Below are 20,787 nucleotides of genomic sequence, written 5' to 3'. Positions count from 1 at the left end.
GGAGGGGTGTCGCGCTATCGAGAGGGGTACACCCCTCCGTCAGGCCTCCGGCCTGCCACCTCCCCTTGCAGGGGAGGAATGGCTGCCTGCCGCCATTGATCGCAAATCCACCAAATCCGGCCAATATGTCATCAATTGGACTTGGCCCGGTCTCCAAGCCGTCATTCGAGCCCCCTAGCTGCGCCGCTTCTTCGAAGCCTTTGGGGGGCCCAGTCGTGAGCCGTTTTTCCATTCTGTCCCGTTCGATGCTGATGATCGGGGCCGCCGTCATCGCCGTGCCCGCCTGGGCGCAGCAGCAGGCCGATACGCCGTCGAGCGAGTCCGCGACCAATGGCGACCAGATCGTCGTCACCGCGACCCGCACCACCCGCTCGTCGGTCGAACTGGGCGCGGCGGAAATCCAGAAGGTGCTGCCCGGCGCGAACCCGGTGAAGGCGATCCAGACGCTGCCCGGCGTACAGTTCGAGACCGCCGATCCCTGGGGCAATAACGAACAGAATATCTCGCTGTTCGTCCACGGCTTCAACCAGAACCAGCTCGGCTTCACGCTCGACGGCGTGCCGCTGGGCGACCAATCCTATGGCAATTACAACGGCCTCAGCCCGCAGCGCGCGGTCATCAGCGAAAACGTGTCGCGCGTCCGCCTGACCGCCGGGGCCGCCGACCTGGGCACTGCCTCGGCCAGCAACCTGGGCGGCGGGATCGAGACCTATTCGAGTGATCCGGCCGCGACCATGGGGGTCCGCTTCGCCCAGACGCTGGGCAGCTATGACGCCAGCCGCACCTTCCTGCGCATCGACAGCGGCGAGGTCGAGGGGATGGGCGGCACCAACAGCGGCTATCTCTCGGTCGTCCGGCAAAAGGCCCGCGCCTGGGAATTCGATGCGCGCCAGGGCGGGTGGCAGGGCAATGCCAAGTTCGTCCACAAGGGCGAAAACGGCACGCTGACCGGCTATTTTAACATCTCGGACAAGGCCGAGCCGAACCAGGATTCGGTCGCCCACAATGCGGGCGGGATCGAGCCCTATTACCGCTCGCTGCTCTATCCGAACTGGCAGGCCGCCCTCGCCTATGTCGACGCCAACGGCGCGCCGCCGTCGAACAACCCGAACAACTACATGAACTATTTCGGCGACGCGCAGCGCACCGACTATCTGGGCTATATCAAGTACGAACACCGCTTCGGCGATGCGGTGACCTGGTCGAACCAGGTCTATTACCATCATGACGAGGGCCAGGGGCAGATCACCGGCCCGATCGCGGCGGCGGGCCTGCCGGGCCTGTTCCGCATCTATTATCCGGGGCAGAATCTGAAGGACGTCTTCGGCGGCTCGGGCTATGCACTGCGCACCACCGAATATGGGATCGACCGCAAGGGCGGTATCTCGACGCTGGCGATCCACGCGGGCGACCATGAGATCGAGCTGGGCGGCTGGTACGAGCATAATCGCAACACGATCTTCCGCCGCTGGTATGCCGCGCCGATCGACAATCCCCCCTCACCCTATGAATGGGCCGATCCCGCCAAGCGCCGCCTGACCCAATATGCCGCGATCACGAAGTACGACCTGGTCCAGACGCATATCCAGGATCGCTGGCACGTCAGCCCGACCGTGACGGTCGAGGCGGGCTTCAAGTCCAGCCTGCAATTCGCCGATGGCCGCGTGCCGACCCAGCCGCTGCCCGGCGCGTTGCCCGGCACCTCGACCGGCTATCCCGAAGGGCGGCTGAACACGAAGAAGTGGTTCCTGCCCGCCATCGGCGCGATCTGGGACATGACCGACAACGACCAGCTGTTCGGCCATATCCAGAAGAATGTGCGCCAGTTCCAGGCCTCGGTCGCGGCGGGCCTGTCGCCCTTCGCGGTGGGCAGCCAGCAGGCGTTCGACCAGATCAAGGCGAACACCTCGCCCGAAACCTCCTGGACCTATGAAGCCGGTGTGCGCTCGCACCACGCACTGGACCTGGGCCCATTGACCGCGATCGAGGGGCAGGTCAGCGCCTATCATGTCGATTTCGACAACCGCCTGCTCCAGATCAGCGCGACGCCGGTCATCGCGTCGGTCATCGGCGGTGTGTCGATCCTGCAGAATGTCGGTCGCGTGCAGACCAACGGCGTCGATGCGGCGGCAACCCTGCGCTTCGGTCCGCATCTGTCGGTGTATAACGCGCTGTCGTACAACAGCTCGAAATACCGCGACAATTATGTCAGCGGCACCACCACCATCGCGACCGCAGGCAAATATGTGCCCAACACCGCCAAGTGGCTGAACAAGACGGTGGTGTCGATCAATGACGGTCCGTTCGAGATCCAGGCGATCGGCGACTATGTCGGCCCGCGCTTCGCCACCTATACCAACGACCAAGGTATCGGCGGGCGTTATCTGCTGAACCTCCAGGCCAGCTACAGCCTGCCGCAGATCGAGGGGTTCGGCGTCAAGGACCTGCAGCTGTCGGTCAACGTCACCAACGTGACCAATCGCAAGGGCATCTACGAACTGGTCGTCGGTGCCGCCGCCCGGACCTGGAACAGCTATGCCCAGCCGCCGCGCATGGGCTTCATCACCCTGTCCGGCGCATTCTGATCCGCCTTGCGATGTCGTGCCGTGCCAGATCGGGAGGCCTCGGCCTTCCGGTCCGGCACGGCCGCTTGCCGGACGCCGGACGGCGGGGCAGACCATCGTCCCCATGATCCCGGACCGCCCTGCCCGCGCCCCCGCCCGATACCGGTTGCCGACCGCGCGGTCGGTCTGGACGGGCGCGATGCTGGGCATCGTCTACATCGCGCTCGTCTTCGCCATCGTCACCGCGATGCGGATGCGCGGGCCCTGGTATGACGAATTCTATACACTTTACGTCGCCCGCCCCGACATCCCGCTGCACCAGGCGGTCGGGCTCTGGCTTGCCGACAATCACCCCCCGATCTTCTATGCGCTGGCCCGTGCGACCGCCTGGGCCGGTGCGACGATCGAGGAGCGGCGCATCCTCAATCTGTTCCTGCTGGTCGGTGCCTGTATCCAGATCGCCTGGTGGTTGATCCCGCCGGGGCTGCGTCGCATCGGCTGGGTCTTCGCCGTCGCGCTGGCCAGCGCCTGGCCTGCGATCGACCGCGCGGCGGAGTTGCGTTCCAACTATCTCGCCTTCGCCGCCGCCGCCGTCGCGCTGGCCGCGCTGGTGGGATATGAGCGGGGGCAGCGCGCCCATCCCCGGATCGAATGGGCGATGCTGACATTGGCGCTGCTGATCGCGCTCAACGTCCATCTGGCGGCCAGCATCGTCGGCGGCGGATTGGTCACCGCGACGATCCTGCGTCGCCTGCTCGCCCGCGACGGGCAAAGCGCCGTCCGGCTGACCGCCGCCGCGACGCTGGCGGCCGCCCCGATGCTGCTTCATCTCGCTTTGTCGTTCGGGCGGATCGAGGCCAATACCCGCGACTTCTGGATCAAGGGCGGTTTCGACGCCGCGCGCTGGGCGATCACGTTCGAGGTGGAGCGCATCCTGACCGCGAACCTGCCGGTCACGATCCTGGCGGTCGCGGGTTTCCTCGTGCTTGCCTATCGCAGCTGGCAGGACCGTCGCCTCGCCGCCGCGCTCGACCGGGCGATGACGCTTGGCGTCGGACTGGTCATCGCCTGCGTGCTGATGGTCGCGATCCACCTGTGGCGGCCCTTCATCATCGACCGCTATCTGGTCACGCTGCACCCGGCGATCGCCATGATCCTGGCCCTGGGCGCGTCGGCGCTGCTCAAGCGTATACGCCCGCTGTTCGCGGTCCTGCTGTCCGCCGTCATGACCCTTGCCGCGCTGTTGGCAATCCAGGCCAATATGATCCGCACTGTGTCTCGGGCCAGTTGGTACGACACGGGCCGGACCATCGCCGCGATCCGCCGTGGCTGTCCGTCGACGCTGGTCCATGTCGACTGGAACGGCAACCGCCGCGCCATCGCCGCCCCACCAACCGAAAATTATGCCGTCTTTCCCCATGCGTATCGCCTCGTCGCGGCGCACTATGGCTTTGCGCTGGCGCCCGATGGCGACCGAAGCATGGCGCGCGATTGCCCGACGCTGTTCTGGACCGAGCATGTTGCGGGGGAGAATGTAACGGAGGAGGGATTGGCCGCTCAGCTCCGCGCCGACAGCTTTCCGATCGGTCGCACCCGACTGATCCGGGTAGGCGACGGTCATGTGCTGGAGGCGTGGCCCGCCCGCTGAACCAGCGGTCTTTCGTCATCGAGCCTTGCCGAACGTCGCGCGCGCCGCTACCCGGCGGCTTTAATGCAGACATCGGATCATCGCCCCGGCACGCTCATTCAGGGTGGCGCCGTTTTCCCGCACCGGCATCTGACCGGCATCGACGGCCTTCAACCGCATGAGATCATGTTCCTGCTCGACGAAGCGGAACATTGGCTCGATCGCGGCGCGACCGACACGCCCGACACAAGGCTGGCGGGCCTGACCCAGATCAACGCCTTCTTCGAGAACTCGACCCGGACGCTCCTGTCCTTCGAGATCGCGGGCAAGCGGCTGGGCGCGGACGTCGTCAACATGCACGCGGCGCAGTCGAGCGTGAAGAAGGGCGAGACGCTGATCGACACGGCGATGACGCTGAACGCGATGCGCGCCGACGTCATCGTGATCCGCCACATGGCGTCGGGCGCGGTCCGCCTGATCGCCGACAAGGTCGACTGCCCGGTGCTGAACGCGGGCGACGGGCGGCACGAACATCCGACGCAGGCTCTGCTCGACATGCTGACCATCCGCCGCCGCCGGGGCAGCGTGGCCGGGCAGAAGGTCGTGATCTGCGGCGACATTCTCCACAGCCGGGTCGCACGCTCGGACATTCTCGCGCTCACCGCACTGGCGGCCGAGGTGCGGGTCTGCGCGCCATCGACGCTGATGCCCAAGGGGATCGAGCAGATGTTCGTGACGCCCTTCACCGATTTCGACGAAGCGATCGAGGATGCCGATGTCGTCATGATGCTGCGTGTCCAGAACGAGCGGATGGCGGGCGGCTATATCCCCTCCACCCGCGAATACCGGATGCGCTACGGCCTGACGGCGGAGCGGCTGAAGCGGGCCAGGCCCGGCGCGCTGGTCATGCATCCCGGCCCGATGAACCGGGGGGTCGAGATCGATTCGGAGGTGGCCGACGGCCCGCAATCGGCGATCACCGAGCAGGTGGCGATGGGCGTCGCGGTGCGCATGGCGTGCCTGGACGTGCTGACCCGCCGCGCCCGCAAGCTGGAAGGCTGGGCATGAGCGTCACGGCCTTCACCAATGCCACGCTGGTCTGCCCCGTCGGCGGCGAGATACGCGGCCAGACCCTGTTGGTCGAGGACGGCGTCATCACCGGAACCGGTGACGCGCCCGAGGGTGCGACCGTCATCGACTGCGGCGGCAAGATGCTCGCCCCCGGCATCGTCGATCTTGGCGTGTTCAAGGTGGACCGCGCCGCCTGCCGTGCGGGCGGGATCGTGCGCGTCGGCCTGATGCCCGACCAGTCGCCGGTGCTGGACGATCCGGGTGTGGTGCAGCGTGCCGCGCTGATCGGGCGGCCGGACCTGTGGATCCACCCCATCGCGGCGGCGACCCGCTCGCTGGCGGGGACCGACCTGGCGGAAATGGCGGTGTGTATCTCGGCAGGCGCGAAGGCGGTCGGCACCGGACGCGGCTGGGTCGCCGATTCGGGCGTGATGCACCGGGTGCTCGCCTATGCGGGCGACCTGGGCCTGACCGTCATCTCCCATGCCGAGGATGGTCGCCTGGCCGCCGGTGCCGTCGCGACCGAGGGCGAGACGGCAAGCCGCCTGGGCCTGCCCTCCGCCCCCGCCATCGCCGAATCGCTCGCCATCGCGCGCGACCTGATGCTGGCTGAGGAAACGGGCGCGAAGCTGCATATCCGCCAGGTCACGACCGCCTCGGGCTTCGACCTGATCCGCGCGGCCAAGCGGCGCGGGGTGAAGGTGACGTGCGGCATCACACCTGCGCATCTCCACCTGTCTGACATCGCGGTCACCGATTTCCGGACCTATGCCCGCCTCTCGCCGCCCTTGCGCGACGAGAGCGACCGGCAGGCGGCGCTGGCGGCGGTCGCGGACGGCACGGTCGACGTCATCGGCTCGGGCCACGACCCGCACGGGCCCGAGGCCAAGCGCCTGCCCTTCGTCGATGCGGAGGCAGGCATGGCGGGGGCGGAGACACTCTTGCCGCTCGCGCTGATGCTGGTGCGCGACGAGCGCATCACCCTGCCCCGGCTGTTCACGCTGCTGGCGCGCAATCCGGCCAGGGTGCTTGGCCTCGACACCGGCACGCTGGAAGCCGGCAAGCCCGCCGACCTGATGCTGTTCGATGCTGATACGCCGTGGATGGTGTCGGGCGACGCCTTCGCCTCGGCGGGGAATACGCCGTTCGATGGCTTCCCGGTTCAGGGCCGCGCGCTGCGGCTGTGGAAGGCCGGACGGGAAATCGCCTGAAAACGCCTCTCCATCGGCGATAGCGGAGGACCCCGCCCTACCACCACCGAGCTGACGCCCGGCGTTCCCCCTCCCCAAGCACGGCTTGGGGAGGAATTGCTGGCGGCGACGTTCGGGAAACCCAATCCTCCCCATTTCCGATGGGGAGGGGGGACCGTCGCGTCGGCGATGGTGGTGGGGCTGGCACCGCCAGCGAGGGGCCTGCTCCTTCACCACCGGACTATGCCCACCATCGATGATGGGCGCCGCCCCAAACGAAAAGCCCTCCCCGAGACGTCTCGGGGAGGGCTTTTCGTTACACCGCGAAGGGCTTAGCCGCGACGGGGACCGCGCGGGCCGCCCTGGGTGGGACGCGGCGAGTAGCGACGCGGACCGCCGGGGCCGCCCGCACCGTTCGGGCGACCGCCGGGACGACCACCGCCACCCGGACCGTTGCGACGCGGGCCGCCATGGCTCGAACCGCCGGCGGGCGGGCCGTCGGCCTGCTCGATCGCGATATCATCCTCGGCATGGTCCGCCTCGGTCCGCTTCAACGCGGCGACGAAGCGCGAAGCCAGGGCGCTGGGGATTTCGAACATCGTCTCGTCGGGCTGGATGCGGATCGCACCGATCTCGTTGCGGGTAATGTGCCCGCGACGGCAAATCAACGGCAGCAGCCAGCGCGGATCGGCATTCTGGCTGCGGCCCACGCTCATGCGGAACCAGACGGTGTCGTCGAAACCTTCGCGACGCTCGCGCGGCGCAGGCGTGTCGCCCTCGACCAGTTCCTCGGCCTGCGGCAGTGCCGCGCGGTGCGCCCGGACGAGCGCCGCCGCGATTTCCTCGGCCGACTTCTCGGCGAGCAGGCGGGTCGCCAGTTCGCGATCGGCGTCATCGACCTCGACCGGTGCCAGCAGCGCCGACAGCAGACGCTCGCGGTCCTGCTCGCGAATTTCCTCGAGCGTGGGTGCACGACGCCACTCGGCGTCGATGCGTGCACCGCGCAGCATGCCCTCGACCCGGCGACGGCGCGGATAGGGGACGATCAGGATCGCGGTGCCCTTGCGGCCCGCGCGGCCGGTACGGCCCGAACGGTGCTGCAAAGCCTCGGCATCGCGCGGGATTTCGACGTGGATGACCAGCGTCAGGCCGGGCAGGTCGATACCGCGCGCGGCGACGTCGGTCGCGACGCAGACGCGGGCACGGCCGTCGCGCAGCGCCTGGAGCGCATGGTTACGCTCGTTCTGCGAATGCTCGCCCGACAGCGCGACCGCCGAGAAGCCACGCTCGACCAGGCTGGCGTGCAGATGGCGGACATTGTCGCGCGTGGCGCAGAACAGGATGGCGACCTCCGCCTCGTGCAGGCGCAGCAGGTTGACCACCGCCGCTTCGATATCGGCGGGGGCGACCGTCACCGCCTGATAGGCGATGTCGGCATGGCCCTTGTCCTCGCTGATCGTCTCGATCCGCTTGGCATTGGTCTGGTAACGCTTGGCGAGCTGCACGATCGGGCGCGGCATGGTCGCCGAGAACAGCAAGGTGCGCCGCTCGGACGGCGTGCCGTCGAGGATCTGCTCCAGATCCTCGCGGAAGCCCATGTCGAGCATCTCGTCGGCCTCGTCGAGGACGACGAACTTCAGCGACGACAGGTCGAGCGCACCGCGCTCCAGATGGTCGCGCAGACGGCCCGGCGTGCCGACGACGATGTGCGTGCCGTGGCTGAGCGCCCGACGCTCGCGCGAGGCATCCATGCCGCCGACGCAGGTGGCGATGCGGGCGCGGGCGCCGGCATAGAGCCATTCCAGCTCGCGGCTGACCTGCAGCGCCAGTTCGCGGGTCGGCGCGATGACCAGCGCCATCGGCGCGCCCGGCTGGGGCAGGTGGTCGCCGCCGTTCAGCAGCTCGCTCGCCATGGCGAGGCCGAAGGCGACGGTCTTGCCCGAACCGGTCTGGGCGGACACGATGAGGTCGCGGCCTTGGGCGTCATCCTCGATGACGGCGGCCTGGACGGGGGTCGGCGCGGTATAGCCACGCGCGGAGAGAGCAGCCGACAGGACCGGCGGCAAAGCAGAAAAAGGCATGGGGACTCCAACAGAAAAAGGAGCGCGTACCGCCGAACCAAGGGACCCATCCCTCTCGGTTGGCGGATACACCCATGCGGCACGGGTGAATGTTTGCGTTCCGTGAAAGCGTGGCCCTTTACACCAATCGGCGGAAAACTCAACCCGTGCTTGCGGTGAACCGAACGCCCCGTCATGGAGCCGCGCCATGAGCCTGAGCGTTTATACCCTATGAGTGTCGCCTTTCGCCGCGAATCCGATGAGGAACATCTCGAACCCAAGTTCGAGCTGCCGATCCCGTCCGGCCCCAATCTGGTCACGCCCAGGGGGCTGGACCTGACCCGCGCCAAGGTGGCCGAAGTCGAGGCGGCGGTCGCGGCGGCGGAGACGGAGGAGGACCGCACCAGGCTCCAGCGCGAACTCCGTTACTGGCACACGCGCGCCGCCACCGCCGAACTCGCCCCCGCTCCCGCCGAGGACGAGGTGGGAATCGGCAGCGTGGTGACGATCCGGCTCAACGGCCAGACGCGGACGCTGACCATCGTCGGCCACGACGAAGCCGACCCCGCGCATGACCGCATCGCCTATGCCGCGCCACTGGCGCGCGCCCTGATGGGCGCGATGGCGGGCGAAACTGTCCCGTTCGCGGGCAAGGCGGACGCGGTGGAGCTGGTCGAGGTGAAGTAAGGCGCGACCCTCTCCTTTCTGCCTCCCCTCCCGCAGGCGGGAGAGGGCCGAGGGGAGGGCAAGGGGGCTCACGGAGACCAGCGCTGGTGGCACCCGCCCTCCCCCATCCCCTCCCGCCTGCGGGAGGGGCGTGCCAAGGGGCTACTGATGGCGCCTTCTCTGCCGTGTCGCGTGTCACGACCCCACCGGGTGGCGAGACCCGAGCATTGGTAATAACTGATCCACCCCCAAGCATGACAGTGTCGCCTACGCCGCACCGGTGCCGTTCGGCAGGAGGATCAAGACGGTCGAGGTAGGCCAAAACCCGGCCCTCTCCCTTCTTCCTCCCCTCCCGCAGGCGGGAGGGGACCGAGGGGAGGGCAAGGGGTCTTACAGAGACCATCGCTGGTGCCCCCACCATCCCCTCCCGTAAGCGGGCGGGGCGTGCCAAGGGGCGACCGTCGGACCTATCTCTGCCGCCCATTCCCCCCTAAAAGCCCATCCATGCAACATTATGACGCGATCATCCTGGGCGCGGGCGCGGCGGGGCTCATGGCGGCGGCGACGGCCGGGCAGCGGGGGCGGCGGGTGCTGGTCGTCGATCATGCCGAGGCGCCGGGCAAAAAGATCCTGATCTCCGGCGGCGGTCGGTGCAACTTCACCAATAACGGGACGACGCCCGACCGCTTCTTGTCGGCCAACCCGCATTTCGCGAAGTCCGCGCTCGGCCGCTACACGCCCGCCGATTTCCTGGCGCTGGTCGAGGCGCACGGCATCGCCTGGCATGAAAAGACGCTGGGCCAGTTGTTCTGCGACGGATCGGCGCGGCAGATCGTCGAGATGCTGCTCGACGAATGCGACCGGGCGACGCGCTCGGGAGGGCTGGTCGACATCGCACTGGGCAAGCCGGTCGACGGCGTCACCCATGACGGTAACGCGTTCCACGTCGAGAGAAGCGGTGCAGCCTTCACCGCCCCGCGCCTGATCGTCGCGACCGGCGGGCCCAGCATCCCGAAAATGGGGGCCACCGGCTATGCCTATGACCTGGCGCGCCAGTTCGGTTTGAAGGTGATCGAGCCGCGCCCCGCGCTCGTTCCCCTGACGCTGGGCGGCGAGGAAACGCTGTTTCGCTCGCTATCGGGGGTCGCGTCGGACGTCGTTGCCCGGTCGGGCAAGACACGCTTTCGCGAGGCGGCGCTGTTTACCCATCGCGGCCTGTCGGGCCCGGCGATACTGCAAGTCTCGTCCTATTGGCGGCACGGCGAGCCGGTGGGCGTCGACTTCGTGCCCGATCAGGAACCCGACTGGCTGCTGGCGGCCAAGCGAGCGGCACCGCGAACCAGCCCCCGGCGCGTGCTGGCGCAAGTCCTGCCCGACCGGTTGGCCGAAACGCTGGCCGAGCGCCTGGCCCTGCCAGCCGAACTGGGGCTCGCGACCGACAAAGCGCTGGCGGCAGCGCAGGCGAAGCTGGCCGACTGGCCCTTCCACCCCAATGGCAGCGAGGGTTATGCCAAGGCCGAGGTGACGGTCGGCGGCGTGTCGACCGCCGGGCTGTCGTCGCGGACGATGGAGGCCAAGGCGGTGCCCGGCCTGCATTTCGTCGGCGAGGCGGTCGACGTCACCGGCTGGCTGGGCGGTTATAATTTCCAATGGGCATGGGCCAGCGGCCGCGCGGCGGGCGAGGCCGTCTGATCGCCGATCAGATCGACGCGGAGCCGATCCCCGGTCGCGCCCAATGCGCCATGCGGTCGTCGGCCTGGCGCCGCACGAAGCACGCGCCCCCCGCACCGCGATAGCGCTGGCACAGGCGGTCGGCGTCCGCCCTGGTCAGGCTGCCCACCGACAGACGGTGAAGCTGCCCACTGGCCAGCCGCACGGTTCCGCTCTGCGGCACATAGCCGGACAAGTCGGCATAGCGGCGGGTCAGCGCGGCCCAGGCACGCTGCGCGCCGTCTTCCTGGCCGAACGCGCCGAGCTGGACGTTCCAGTCGCCACGCGGGCGGATCGTCTGGCGGCGCTCCTCGGCCCGGCGCAGCAACGTGGGCGTCGAGACGAGCCCCGCCGCCATCCGCCGAACGCGCGCCTCTCGGTCCGGGGCGGGCGTCGTTTCGGGCGACGGCTGGGCCATCGACATGGTGTCGGTGGAGGCCAGCGCGGTTTGCGTCGTCGGCAAGGGCTGAGCCACGTCCTGCCGTGCGGCGAAGGCGATGCGGGCTGCGGAAGAATCGACGGTCGCCGGAACATCGGATCGGGGTTGGGGCAGCGCCTGCACCATGTCCTGCATCACCGCCGCCGACGGGGCGGCGTTCAGCGCCAGCGTCACCGGCTGGCCGCCGTCCGATACCGGATGGATGCCCAGCAGCGACGCGACCTGGTCGGCCGGATTGGCGGCTGCGGCGAAGTCGGCCCATTCCTGCATCCGCACCTCGACGTCGGAGGGGGCCATGTCGGCCGAGGCGGCCATGCGCGCCAGATCCCATTGCCCGGCCAGCGCCAGCGACAGGGCCAGGTTCTGCCGCGTCTTGACGCTGGCCCCCTGCTCGCGCGCCGCCGCCGTCAGGATGCGCACGCCCTGCGCCGGATCACCGGCCAGCGACAGGGCAAGCCCCAGATCGGCCGCCGGGATCACCGATGCGTGCCGATTGAGCAGGGCACGCGCCCCTGCCCCATTGCCGCCCGCGACCATCGCCAGCGCCAGGTTCAGCGCCGAGCGACCATCCGCCGGATCGAGTTGCAACGCATCGGTAAAGGCCTGCCGGGCCGAGGCGAAGCGCCCCGCCTGCAAATAGCTTTGCCCCAGAAGCGCCCGATACGCCGCCTGGTGCGGCTCCGCCGCCACCAGCCGCTCGGCCAGCGCCACCGCACCGATGCCGTCACGCTGCGCCAGCACGCGGCGCGTCTGGTCGGCGAGCGCGACGGTGGCGCGCGTCGTACCCCCCTGCTCCGCGCCGTCGCCCAGCCGCGCGGTGCGGGGCCCCGTTGCGGTACAGCCGCCGAGCCCGCCCCCGACGACCAGCGCGCCGATGCTGCAGGTAAGGAAAGTGCGGAGCGTCGTCATGCGGGTCATCCGTTGCCAGCCGATAGGGAGAGCGCGACCATCGCCACGCCACCACTGAGTCCGCATATGGCCACCCGCTCCGCCGCCCCGTGGCGGACGGTCGTGGCGCGTTGCGACGAACAGGACGGTGCGTGCATGACCCCATGTCTCCGATTGGGGCGGACGCTAGGGTCGAAGCGTCTAAGGAAGGGTTAAACCCGCCAACTGCCTGCTTTACCCACGCTCGGGGGCGGGGCATGGATGGCGGACAGAAGGTTGGGGAAGATCGAAGATGATGCGCAGTTTCCCGATTGTCGGTGCGGGCATGATCGCCCTGGCCATCGGCCTGATCGCCGCCCCGGCTTTCGCCGATGTGAAGGCAGGCACCGATGCCTGGGCCCAGGGCGATTTCCGCAAGGCGGTCGAGGAATGGCGCGGGCCTGCGATCGCGGGGGACCCCGATGCGCAGTTCAATCTGGCCCAGGCCTATAAGCTGGGTCGCGGCGTCCCGCTCGACCCCGCGCTTGCCGAAAGCTGGTTCCGCAAGGCCGCGATCCAGGGTCATATCCCGGCCTCCGACAATTACGGGCTGGCGCTGTTCCAGTCGGGCAAGAAGGCCGAGGCCGCACCCTGGTTGGAAAAGTCGGTCGCGCATGGCGAGCCACGCGCGCAGCTGGTGCTCGGCACGATGCTGTTCAACGGCGACGGTGTGCCGCGCGACTATCCGCGCGCCTATGCGCTGATGACGCTGGCCTCGCAGGCCGGACTGCAATCGGCCTCGCAGACGCTGGCGCAGATGGACCAGTATATCACCCCGCCCGATCGCGAGCAGGGCACCCGCCTGGTCCAGCAATATCGCGCCCGTCTGGCCGCGCTTCCCACCCTTACCGCCAGCGGCCCGACGCGGGTGATGGTGGGGGCCGAGCCCATGCGCACCGCCGCTGCTCCCGCATCGGCACGGCCACGCTCCAGCGTCCAGTCGGTGCCGGTTGTCCCGTCGCGCCCCGCCACGCCCGGCTATGGTGCCAGCTATCCGGTTCCAGGCCCGGTCCCTGGCACTACCGCCGCAACGTCGCGCCCGGCCGAGCCGGTCGTCGAGGAAGCCTCGGACCTGACGGGTGGCGCGCAGCCGATGCGCTCGTCTCCGCCCGCGCCCCGCACCGCACCGGTCCGTATGGCCACGCCGCGTCCAGCCAAGCCGGCGACGACGCCCCGCGCCAGCGGCGGCGGCTGGCGCATCCAGCTGGGTGCCTTTCGCGATCGGGAGAATGCGACCACGCTGTGGCAGCGGGTCCGGGGCCGTCTGGGTGGTGCCCAGCCCTCCTATGTCACGGCGGGCGGTGTCACCCGGTTGCAGGCGGGCGGCTATGCCAACCGCGCCGAGGCCCAGGCCGCCTGCACCCGCTCGGGCCAGCCCTGCGTCGTGGTCGCGCCCTAACGACGATCGTCATTGCGGCGCGGCTTCATGCCTCCCCTGTAAGGGGAGGTGGCAGGCCGAAGGCCTGACGGAGGGGTATTCTCTCCTTGAGAAAACGGTCCAACCTCGCGACCGGCGACACCCCTCTCCCCTCAAACAAGGGCGAGGGAAGGAAAAGAAGCGCCGGTGCCACGCGACAGGCACCGGCCTGGATCAGGCGGTGACCCACTCCGCGCTTGGAATGCCCTGCGCATAGAGGAGCGCGGTCAGGTCGTTGTGATCGATCCGCGCCGCCGCCGCGCTCGCGACGATCGGCTTGGCGTGGTAGGCGACGCCCAACCCCGCGCGGCGGATCATCGCCAGGTCGTTGGCGCCGTCGCCCACCGCCATGCTTTCTTCCGCACCGATGCCGAGTTCGCCGAGCGCGGCGAGCAGCGTCTTTTCCTTGGTGTCCGAACCCACGATGGGCTTGCGCACCGTGCCGGTCAGCTTGCCGTCCGCGATCTCGAGCACATTGGCGATGGCGCGGTCGAAGCCGATCTGGGCCGCGACCGGCTCGGCGAAGCGGGTGAAGCCGCCCGACACCAGGATCGCATGGCCGCCACGCGCCTTCATCGTCTGCACCAGCGTCCGCGCGCCCGCCATCAGCACGACACGCTCGGCCAGGCACTGCGCGATGACCGTTTCATCCAGCCCTGCGAGCAGCGCCACCCGCGCATCCAGCGCGGCGGCGAAGTCGAGTTCGCCGCGCATCGCCCGCTCGGTCACTTCCGCGACCTGATCCTTGATTCCCGCATAATCGGCCAGTTCGTCGATGCACTCGACGGTGATCATGGTGGAGTCCATGTCGGCGACCAGCAGCCGCTTTGCGCGGTTCGCCGCCGGCTGCACGATGACGTCGAGCGACAGGTCATGGCCGTATCCGCCCTTGGCGATCGAACGAGCCTCGTCCTTCAAACGGTCGGCCAGCGCCGCACAATCGCTCGGCAAGAAGCCCTCGCTGGGCTCGAAGGTCAGGTCGAAGGCGCGCCCTTCGTCCAGCCACTCCCCCGAAACCAGCCGTCCCGCCGTCGAGTCGCCGTCGAATTCGAAGGCCACGTCAGAAAGCATCGAGGCGTCGAAGGTCTGATCCGCTATGTAGGTCGCAATGAACACAATGGCTCTCCCGAATGTGGCGCTCATTGCAGGGCCGACCGCCAGCGGCAAGTCCGCATTGGCGCTCGATCTGGCAAGGGCGACCGGCGGCACGATCATCAATGCCGATTCGGCGCAGGTGTACCGCGACCTGTCGATCCTGACAGCCCGCCCCTCTCGCGAGGAAGAAGCACAGGCGCCGCACCGGCTGTTCGGCCAAGTTGATGGCGCCGACACCGGCTATTCCGCGGCGCGCTGGGCGGCGGAGGCCCGCGCGGCGATCGAGGATAGCGTGACGGCGGGATCGCTGCCGATCCTCGTCGGCGGCACCGGCCTTTATATGCGCACCCTGCTCGACGGCATCGCGCCGGTGCCCGAGATCGATCCCGTCATCCGCGCCGAGGTCCGCGCGCTGCCCGTCGCCGAGGCTCATGCCGCCCTGTCGCGCGAAGACCCGGTGGCCGCCGCACGGCTCAACCCCGCCGACACCACCCGTGTCGCCCGCGCGCTGGAGGTGGTGCGCTCCACCGGCCGTGCGCTGCACGAATGGCAGGCACGGAAAGAAGGCGGAATCGGCGACCGCATCACGCTGTCCGCCATCATCCTGCTGCCCGACCGCGACTGGTTGAACGCCCGTATCGACCGGCGTTTCGGCGAGATGCTGGACGACGGGCTGGACGAGGCCGCCGCGCTGCTCGCACGGACCGACCTGCCCCCCGACGCACCGATCCGCCGGGCGATCGGCGTGCCCGAGGCCGCCGCGCTGCTCGACGGCCGCATGACCCGTGGCGAGGCGGAAGCGGCGGGGGCACTGGCGACGCGGCGCTACGCCAAAAGGCAATATACCTGGTTCCGCCACCAACCCGGCCCCGACTGGACGGTGATTCCCGAGACGGAGCCGGATGTGCGGCGCAACATAATAGAAACTTTATTGCGCCGTTGACGGTTGACGCGCACTTTTTAAACCTGTAGCCGCGCTGTTCCTGACAGGCTCCATGGGGAGCACGGACGTATGAGGACTGGAATGATGACCGAGAAAAGCGGAGCCGATATCCTGGTCGAGGCGCTGTGCGATCTCGGCGTGGAGGTCGTCTTCGGCTATCCGGGTGGTGCGGTGCTGCCGATCTATGACGCGTTGTTTCGCGCCAACAAGAACGGAGTGCGCATCCGCCACATTCTGGTCCGCCACGAACAGGCGGCGACCCATGCGGCGGAGGGCTATGCCCGCTCGACCGGCAAGCCCGGCGTGGTGCTCGTCACCTCCGGCCCCGGCGCGACCAATGCGGTCACCGGCATCACCGACGCGCTGCTCGATTCGATCCCGATGGTGGTCATCACCGGCCAGGTGCCGACCGCGCTGATCGGCACCGACGCGTTCCAGGAAGCCGACACGGTCGGCATCACGCGCCACTGCTCCAAGCATAATTACCTGGTGAAGGACCCCGCCCGGCTGGGCGAGGTGGTGCACGAGGCGTTCCACATCGCGACCCAGGGCCGTCCCGGTCCGGTGGTGATCGACATCCCCAAGGACGTGCAGGTCGCCACCGCCCGCTATCAGAAGCCGGGCCCGATCCGTCACAAGACCTATCGCCCGCAGGTGAAGGCCGACCAGACGCAGGTCGAGCAGCTGGTCGACATGCTGGCCGCCGCCGAACGCCCGATCCTCTATACCGGCGGCGGCATCATCAATTCGGGTCCGGCCGCGTCGCAGCTGCTGCGCGAACTGGCCCGCATCACCGGCGCGCCCGTCACCTCGACCCTGATGGGTCTGGGTGCCTTCCCGGCCAGCGATCCGCAATGGCTGGGCATGCTGGGCATGCACGGCACCTATGAAGCCAATATGGCGATGAACCAGGCCGATCTGGTGGTCGCCTTGGGCAGCCGGTTCGACGACCGCGTGACCGGGCGGCTGGACGCGTTCAGCCCCAACAGCCGCAAGGTGCATGTCGATATCGACCGGTCGAGCGTGAACAAGAATGTCCGCGTCGACCTGGCGATCATCGCCGATGTCGGCCACGCGCTGGAGGATGCGGTGCGCATCTGGAAGTCGCGCCAGCATCCCAAGCCCGACACCGCCGAATGGCAGCGCCGTATCGCGGGCTGGCGCGCGGTCGGCTGCCTCTCCTTCCCCGAGGCGGGCGACGCGATCATGCCGCAGCGGGCGATCCGGGCTTTGTACGAGGCGACCAAGGCGCGCCAGCCGATCATCACCACCGAGGTCGGCCAGCACCAGATGTGGGCCGCGCAGCATTTCGGCTTCGAAAAGCCGAACAAGTGGCTGACCAGCGGTGGTCTCGGCACCATGGGTTACGGCCTGCCCGCCGCGATCGGTGCGCAGCTCGGCAATCCGGGCGCGCTGGTGATCGACATCGCCGGTGAAGCCTCGATCCAGATGAACATCCAGGAACTGGCGACGGCGACGCAGTATCGCCTGCCGGTCAAGATCTTCATCCTGAACAACGAGTATATGGGCATGGTCCGGCAGTGGCAGGAATTGACCTATGAGAGCCGCTATGCCGAAAGCTATTCGGACTCGCTGCCCGACTTCGTGAAGCTGGGCGAGGCTTATGGCTGGAAGGGCATATTGATCGAACACCGCGACGAGCTGGAGGACGGCATCGCCGCGATGCTCGACCATGACGGGCCGGTGATCGTCGACTGTCGCGTGGCCAAGCTCGCCAACTGCTTCCCGATGATCCCGAGCGGTGCCGCGCATACCGACATGATCCTGCAGGCCAATGAGGTATCGGGCACCATGGACGACGAGGCCAAGGCGCTGGTTTGACCTTCAAGCTCCTCCCCGCCCGCGGGGAGGGGGACCGTGACGTGAAGCGGCACGGTGGAGGGGGATCGCCGCGTGGGTCAGCATGGGTGGAGGGCCCCCTCCACCATGCTCCGCATGGTCCCAGTGACAGGTCGATCGTGCCCCCGGCATGATCTGGATTGCCTGGGGGGCAATCCACCTGCCACTCCGTTCCGGGGAGGAAGAGATTAGAAATGCATATCAAGACCGAACAGGTGGAACGCCACACGCTGGCGGTGATCGTCGACAACGAACCGGGCATCCTCGCCCGGATCGCGGGTCTGTTCACCGCGCGCGGCTATAATATCGAGAGCCTGACCGTGTCGGAGATCACCGCCGACAAGGCGGTCAGCCGCATCACCATCGTCACCAGCGCCTCGCCGCCGGTGATGGAGCAGATCATCGCCCAGCTCGACCGGCTGGTGCCGGTCCACTCGGTCACCGACCTGACCATGCTGGGCGACCATGTCGAGCGCGAGCTGGCGCTGGTGAAGGTGGCGGGCACCGGCGACCGCCGGATCGAGGCGCTGCGCCTGGCCGAGGTTTACCGCGCCCGCGTGGTCGACGCGACGATCTCCAGCTTCGTGTTCGAGGTCACCGGCGGCATCGCCAAGATCGACAAGTTCGTCGAACTGATGAGCGAAGTCGGCCTGGTCGAGGTCGCCCGCACCGGCATCGCCGCCATCTCGCGCGGGGCCGAGGCGGCCTGAGCCACCCTTCATTTTTCATTTTCCGAGGCCCGATGCGGCCCAACCATTTCGAAAGGGAAGTCCAATGCGTGTGTATTACGATCGCGACGCCGATCTGAACCTGATCTCCGAGAAGAACATCGCCATCCTGGGTTACGGCTCGCAGGGTCATGCCCATGCGCAGAACCTGCGCGATTCGGGCGTCAAGAATGTCGCGATCGCGCTGCGCCCCGGTTCGGCCTCGGCCGCCAAGGCGGAAGGCGCGGGCTTCAAGGTCCTGTCGAACAAGGAGGCCGCCGCCTGGGCCGACATCCTGATGATCCTGGCCCCCGACGAGCATCAGGCCGCGATCTATGACGCCGATCTGAAGGGCAATATGAAGCCCGGCGCGGCGCTTGCCTTCGCACACGGCCTGAACGTGCATTTCGGCCTGATCGAGCCGCCCGCCGACATTGACGTCATCATGATCGCACCCAAGGGTCCCGGCCACACCGTGCGCAGCGAATATGTGCGCGGCGGCGGCGTGCCCTGCCTGATCGCGATCCACCAGGATGCCAGCGGCAACGCGCATGACGTGGCGCTGGCCTATGCGTCGGGCGTCGGCGGCGGTCGTTCGGGCATCATCGAGACGAATTTCCGCGAAGAGTGCGAAACCGACCTGTTCGGCGAGCAGGCCGTGCTGTGCGGCGGCGCGACCGCGCTGGTCCAGGCGGGCTTCGAGACGCTGGTCGAGGCGGGCTATGCCCCCGAAATGGCCTATTTCGAGTGCCTGCATGAGCTGAAGCTGATCGTCGACCTGATGTATGAGGGCGGCATCGCCAACATGCGCTATTCGATCTCGAACACCGCCGAATATGGCGACATCAAGACCGGCCCGCGCATCATCACCGAAGAGACGAAGAAGGAAATGAAGCGCGTCCTGGCCGACATCCAGTCGGGCCGCTTCGTGAAGGACTTCGTTCTCGACAACCGCGCCGGCCAGCCCGAACTGAAGGCCAGCCGCATCGCCGCCAAGCGCCACCCGATCGAGCAGGTCGGCAGCGAACTGCGCGCGATGATGCCGTGGATCGGCGCGAACAAGCTGGTGGACAAGGCGAAGAACTGATTTGTTCTTGGGGGTGGGCTCGGTGAGACACTGGGCCCTCCCCCATCCCAGTTTCAGGTAAACGATGCCCCGCATCGTTCAGGTCATGCCGGGGGCATGACCGACCTGAAACTCGCTTGCGGGAGGGGCCTGCCAAGCGGGCGCCGCAAGCGCTTCAACTAACCAGCGGCTTCTGCGAAAAATGGAACAGCCGCCCCAAACCTCTCCCCTCCCGCAAGCGGGAGGGGATGGGGGAGGGCAAGGGACCTCGCAGAGACCAACCCTCCCCATTCCAACCCGGAAACGCATCGTTGCGACCTTGGCCTTTGACGTGCGTTGAGCGCACAGCCCACAAAGGCCACCGTCCAACAGGGAGTTACCACCCATGCGTTTCGTTCTTCCCGCCGCCATGGCGCTCGTCATTGCCGCCCCTGCCATCGCCCAGACCAAGGCCGCCCCGACCGGCACGCCGGGCGCCGCCATCGCCTCGCGCGTCGTCGCGGGCACCTATGCCGTCGACCCCGCACACACCCAGGTCACCTGGTCGCTGAACCATATGGGCTTCTCGATGCTCGAGGGGCAGTTCGGCGCGTCGGAAGGCACGCTGACCATCGATCCGGCCCGCCCGCAGGCGGCCAAGGTCGACGTGACCTTCAAGATCGACAACCTCTCGGTCACCGCCGCACCTTTCGCGAACCACCTGAAGTCGAAGGACTTTTTCGACGCCGCGACCTATCCGACCGCGCGCTTCGTCTCGACGGGCGTGAAGGTGATGGGCAACAAGGCCGTCATCACCGGCAACCTGACCATCAAGGACCAGACCAAGCCGGTCACGCTGAACGCCACCTTCTTCGGTGCGGGCACCAATCCGATGTCGAAGAAGCTGAACATCGGTTTCCGCGCAATGGGCAAGATCAAGCGTTCGGACTTCGGCGTCGGCGCCTATGTCCCGGTCGTGGGTGACGAGGTCGACCTGACGATCAACGCCGCCTTCACCGCGCAGTAATTCCGGGCCCGCCCCAAGACCAGGGTCCTTGCAGCCTCCTATACACCATCCCGGCGAAGGCCGGGATCCAGATGGGTAAACGCCGGTAAGCCACCGGCATCGCTCGGGAACTGGACCCCGGCCGTCGCTGGGGTGGTGTACAGGGGGGCGAATGACCAGTCCTTGGGGCAATCCGTAGACCGCAAGGCCGCTCCCATAAGGGGCGGCCTCGTTCGTTTGTGCCGCCGTCGTCAGGCGCGCGTCATCAATCTCGATATGGACAACAGGGCCCCGACGCGGCATGAACCGCTCCATCATGATCGCCGCGCCGCTGCTCCGTTCGCTTCGACTTATCCGCCCTTAGGGGAGGATCGGCGTGGCCATGCGCGACTTCCCTAAGGGCGGAATGAACCGATAAGCCTGTCCCCGCCGCACCTTTGGCCAGATGCGGCCGAGAATG

At 68.0% G+C, this 20,787-nt stretch carries 15 protein-coding genes; 12 read left to right on the top strand and 3 right to left on the bottom strand.

Annotated features, from left to right (window positions below; genetic code table 11):
- The first annotated feature begins 215 nt into the window (after nucleotides 1-215).
- From U1703_RS09640 to U1703_RS09625, 4 genes are all read left to right on the top strand, one after another.
- The gene (locus U1703_RS09640) at nucleotides 216-2,585 is read left to right on the top strand and encodes a TonB-dependent receptor (protein WP_332785516.1); all 2,370 of its coding nucleotides are present in this window, start codon (nucleotides 216-218) and stop codon (nucleotides 2,583-2,585) included.
- A gap of 103 nt (nucleotides 2,586-2,688) precedes the next feature.
- Entirely contained in the window at nucleotides 2,689-4,212 is a 1,524-nt protein-coding gene (locus tag U1703_RS09635) for a glycosyltransferase family protein (protein ID WP_332785515.1), read from the top strand.
- Between the two features lie 63 nt (nucleotides 4,213-4,275).
- Nucleotides 4,276-5,259: an aspartate carbamoyltransferase catalytic subunit gene (locus U1703_RS09630; RefSeq protein WP_332785514.1), complete on the top strand. Its 984-nt coding sequence runs from the start codon at nucleotides 4,276-4,278 to the stop codon at nucleotides 5,257-5,259.
- Nucleotides 5,256-6,473: a dihydroorotase gene (locus U1703_RS09625; RefSeq protein ID WP_332785513.1), complete on the top strand. Its 1,218-nt coding sequence runs from the start codon at nucleotides 5,256-5,258 to the stop codon at nucleotides 6,471-6,473. The genes U1703_RS09630 and U1703_RS09625 overlap by 4 nt, the downstream gene beginning before the upstream one ends.
- 311 nt (nucleotides 6,474-6,784) lie before the next feature.
- Here the strand turns inward: U1703_RS09625 and U1703_RS09620 are convergent, their stop codons facing one another.
- A complete protein-coding gene (locus tag U1703_RS09620) occupies nucleotides 6,785-8,533 on the bottom strand; it encodes a DEAD/DEAH box helicase (RefSeq protein WP_320451968.1) in 1,749 nt (582 codons plus the stop codon).
- Between the two features lie 210 nt (nucleotides 8,534-8,743).
- Here U1703_RS09620 and U1703_RS09615 point away from each other — a divergent pair, with 210 nt between their 5' ends.
- A complete protein-coding gene (locus U1703_RS09615) occupies nucleotides 8,744-9,199 on the top strand; it encodes a GreA/GreB family elongation factor (protein WP_332785512.1) in 456 nt (151 codons plus the stop codon).
- A 483-nt stretch (nucleotides 9,200-9,682) separates the two neighbouring features.
- Nucleotides 9,683-10,870 carry a BaiN/RdsA family NAD(P)/FAD-dependent oxidoreductase gene (locus U1703_RS09610; RefSeq protein WP_332785511.1) on the top strand — a complete coding sequence of 396 codons (1,188 nt, stop codon included), beginning with the start codon at nucleotides 9,683-9,685 and terminating at the stop codon, nucleotides 10,868-10,870.
- A gap of 7 nt (nucleotides 10,871-10,877) precedes the next feature.
- Here U1703_RS09610 and U1703_RS09605 read toward each other — a convergent pair whose 3' ends face one another.
- Nucleotides 10,878-12,236 carry an SPOR domain-containing protein gene (locus U1703_RS09605; protein ID WP_332785510.1) on the bottom strand — a complete coding sequence of 453 codons (1,359 nt, stop codon included), beginning with the start codon at nucleotides 12,234-12,236 and terminating at the stop codon, nucleotides 10,878-10,880.
- 271 nt (nucleotides 12,237-12,507) lie between these two features.
- Here U1703_RS09605 and U1703_RS09600 point away from each other — a divergent pair, with 271 nt between their 5' ends.
- Nucleotides 12,508-13,653, top strand: a complete 1,146-nt coding sequence (locus tag U1703_RS09600; protein ID WP_332785509.1) for an SPOR domain-containing protein — start codon at nucleotides 12,508-12,510, stop codon at nucleotides 13,651-13,653.
- Between the two features lie 192 nt (nucleotides 13,654-13,845).
- On the opposite strand, the gene serB is transcribed toward U1703_RS09600, so the two are convergent.
- Nucleotides 13,846-14,742, bottom strand: coding sequence for a phosphoserine phosphatase SerB (serB, locus tag U1703_RS09595; protein WP_332785508.1), 897 nt, complete (start codon nucleotides 14,740-14,742; stop codon nucleotides 13,846-13,848).
- 37 nt (nucleotides 14,743-14,779) lie between these two features.
- Here serB and miaA point away from each other — a divergent pair, with 37 nt between their 5' ends.
- The 5 genes from miaA (at nucleotide 14,780) to U1703_RS09570 (ending at nucleotide 20,348) form a co-directional block, all read left to right on the top strand.
- Nucleotides 14,780-15,709, top strand: a complete 930-nt coding sequence (gene miaA, locus U1703_RS09590) for a tRNA (adenosine(37)-N6)-dimethylallyltransferase MiaA (RefSeq protein WP_332785507.1) — start codon at nucleotides 14,780-14,782, stop codon at nucleotides 15,707-15,709.
- A gap of 84 nt (nucleotides 15,710-15,793) precedes the next feature.
- Nucleotides 15,794-17,551, top strand: a complete 1,758-nt coding sequence (gene ilvB / locus U1703_RS09585; protein ID WP_332785506.1) for a biosynthetic-type acetolactate synthase large subunit — start codon at nucleotides 15,794-15,796, stop codon at nucleotides 17,549-17,551.
- Nucleotides 17,552-17,763: 212 nt separating this feature from the next.
- Nucleotides 17,764-18,279, top strand: a complete 516-nt coding sequence (gene ilvN / locus U1703_RS09580; protein ID WP_320451960.1) for an acetolactate synthase small subunit — start codon at nucleotides 17,764-17,766, stop codon at nucleotides 18,277-18,279.
- A gap of 64 nt (nucleotides 18,280-18,343) precedes the next feature.
- The gene (gene ilvC / locus U1703_RS09575; RefSeq protein ID WP_320451959.1) at nucleotides 18,344-19,363 is read left to right on the top strand and encodes a ketol-acid reductoisomerase; all 1,020 of its coding nucleotides are present in this window, start codon (nucleotides 18,344-18,346) and stop codon (nucleotides 19,361-19,363) included.
- Between the two features lie 364 nt (nucleotides 19,364-19,727).
- Nucleotides 19,728-20,348 (top strand): YceI family protein, encoded by a 621-nt coding sequence (locus U1703_RS09570; RefSeq protein ID WP_332785505.1) that lies wholly within the window; start codon nucleotides 19,728-19,730, stop codon nucleotides 20,346-20,348.
- The last annotated feature ends 439 nt before the right edge of the window (nucleotides 20,349-20,787 follow it).

The organism is Sphingomonas flavida (assembly GCF_036663655.1).
GTDB lineage: Bacteria > Pseudomonadota > Alphaproteobacteria > Sphingomonadales > Sphingomonadaceae > Sphingomonas.
Note: the sequence above shows the minus strand (reverse complement) of the source record. Positions and strands in the feature narration are given on the sequence as shown.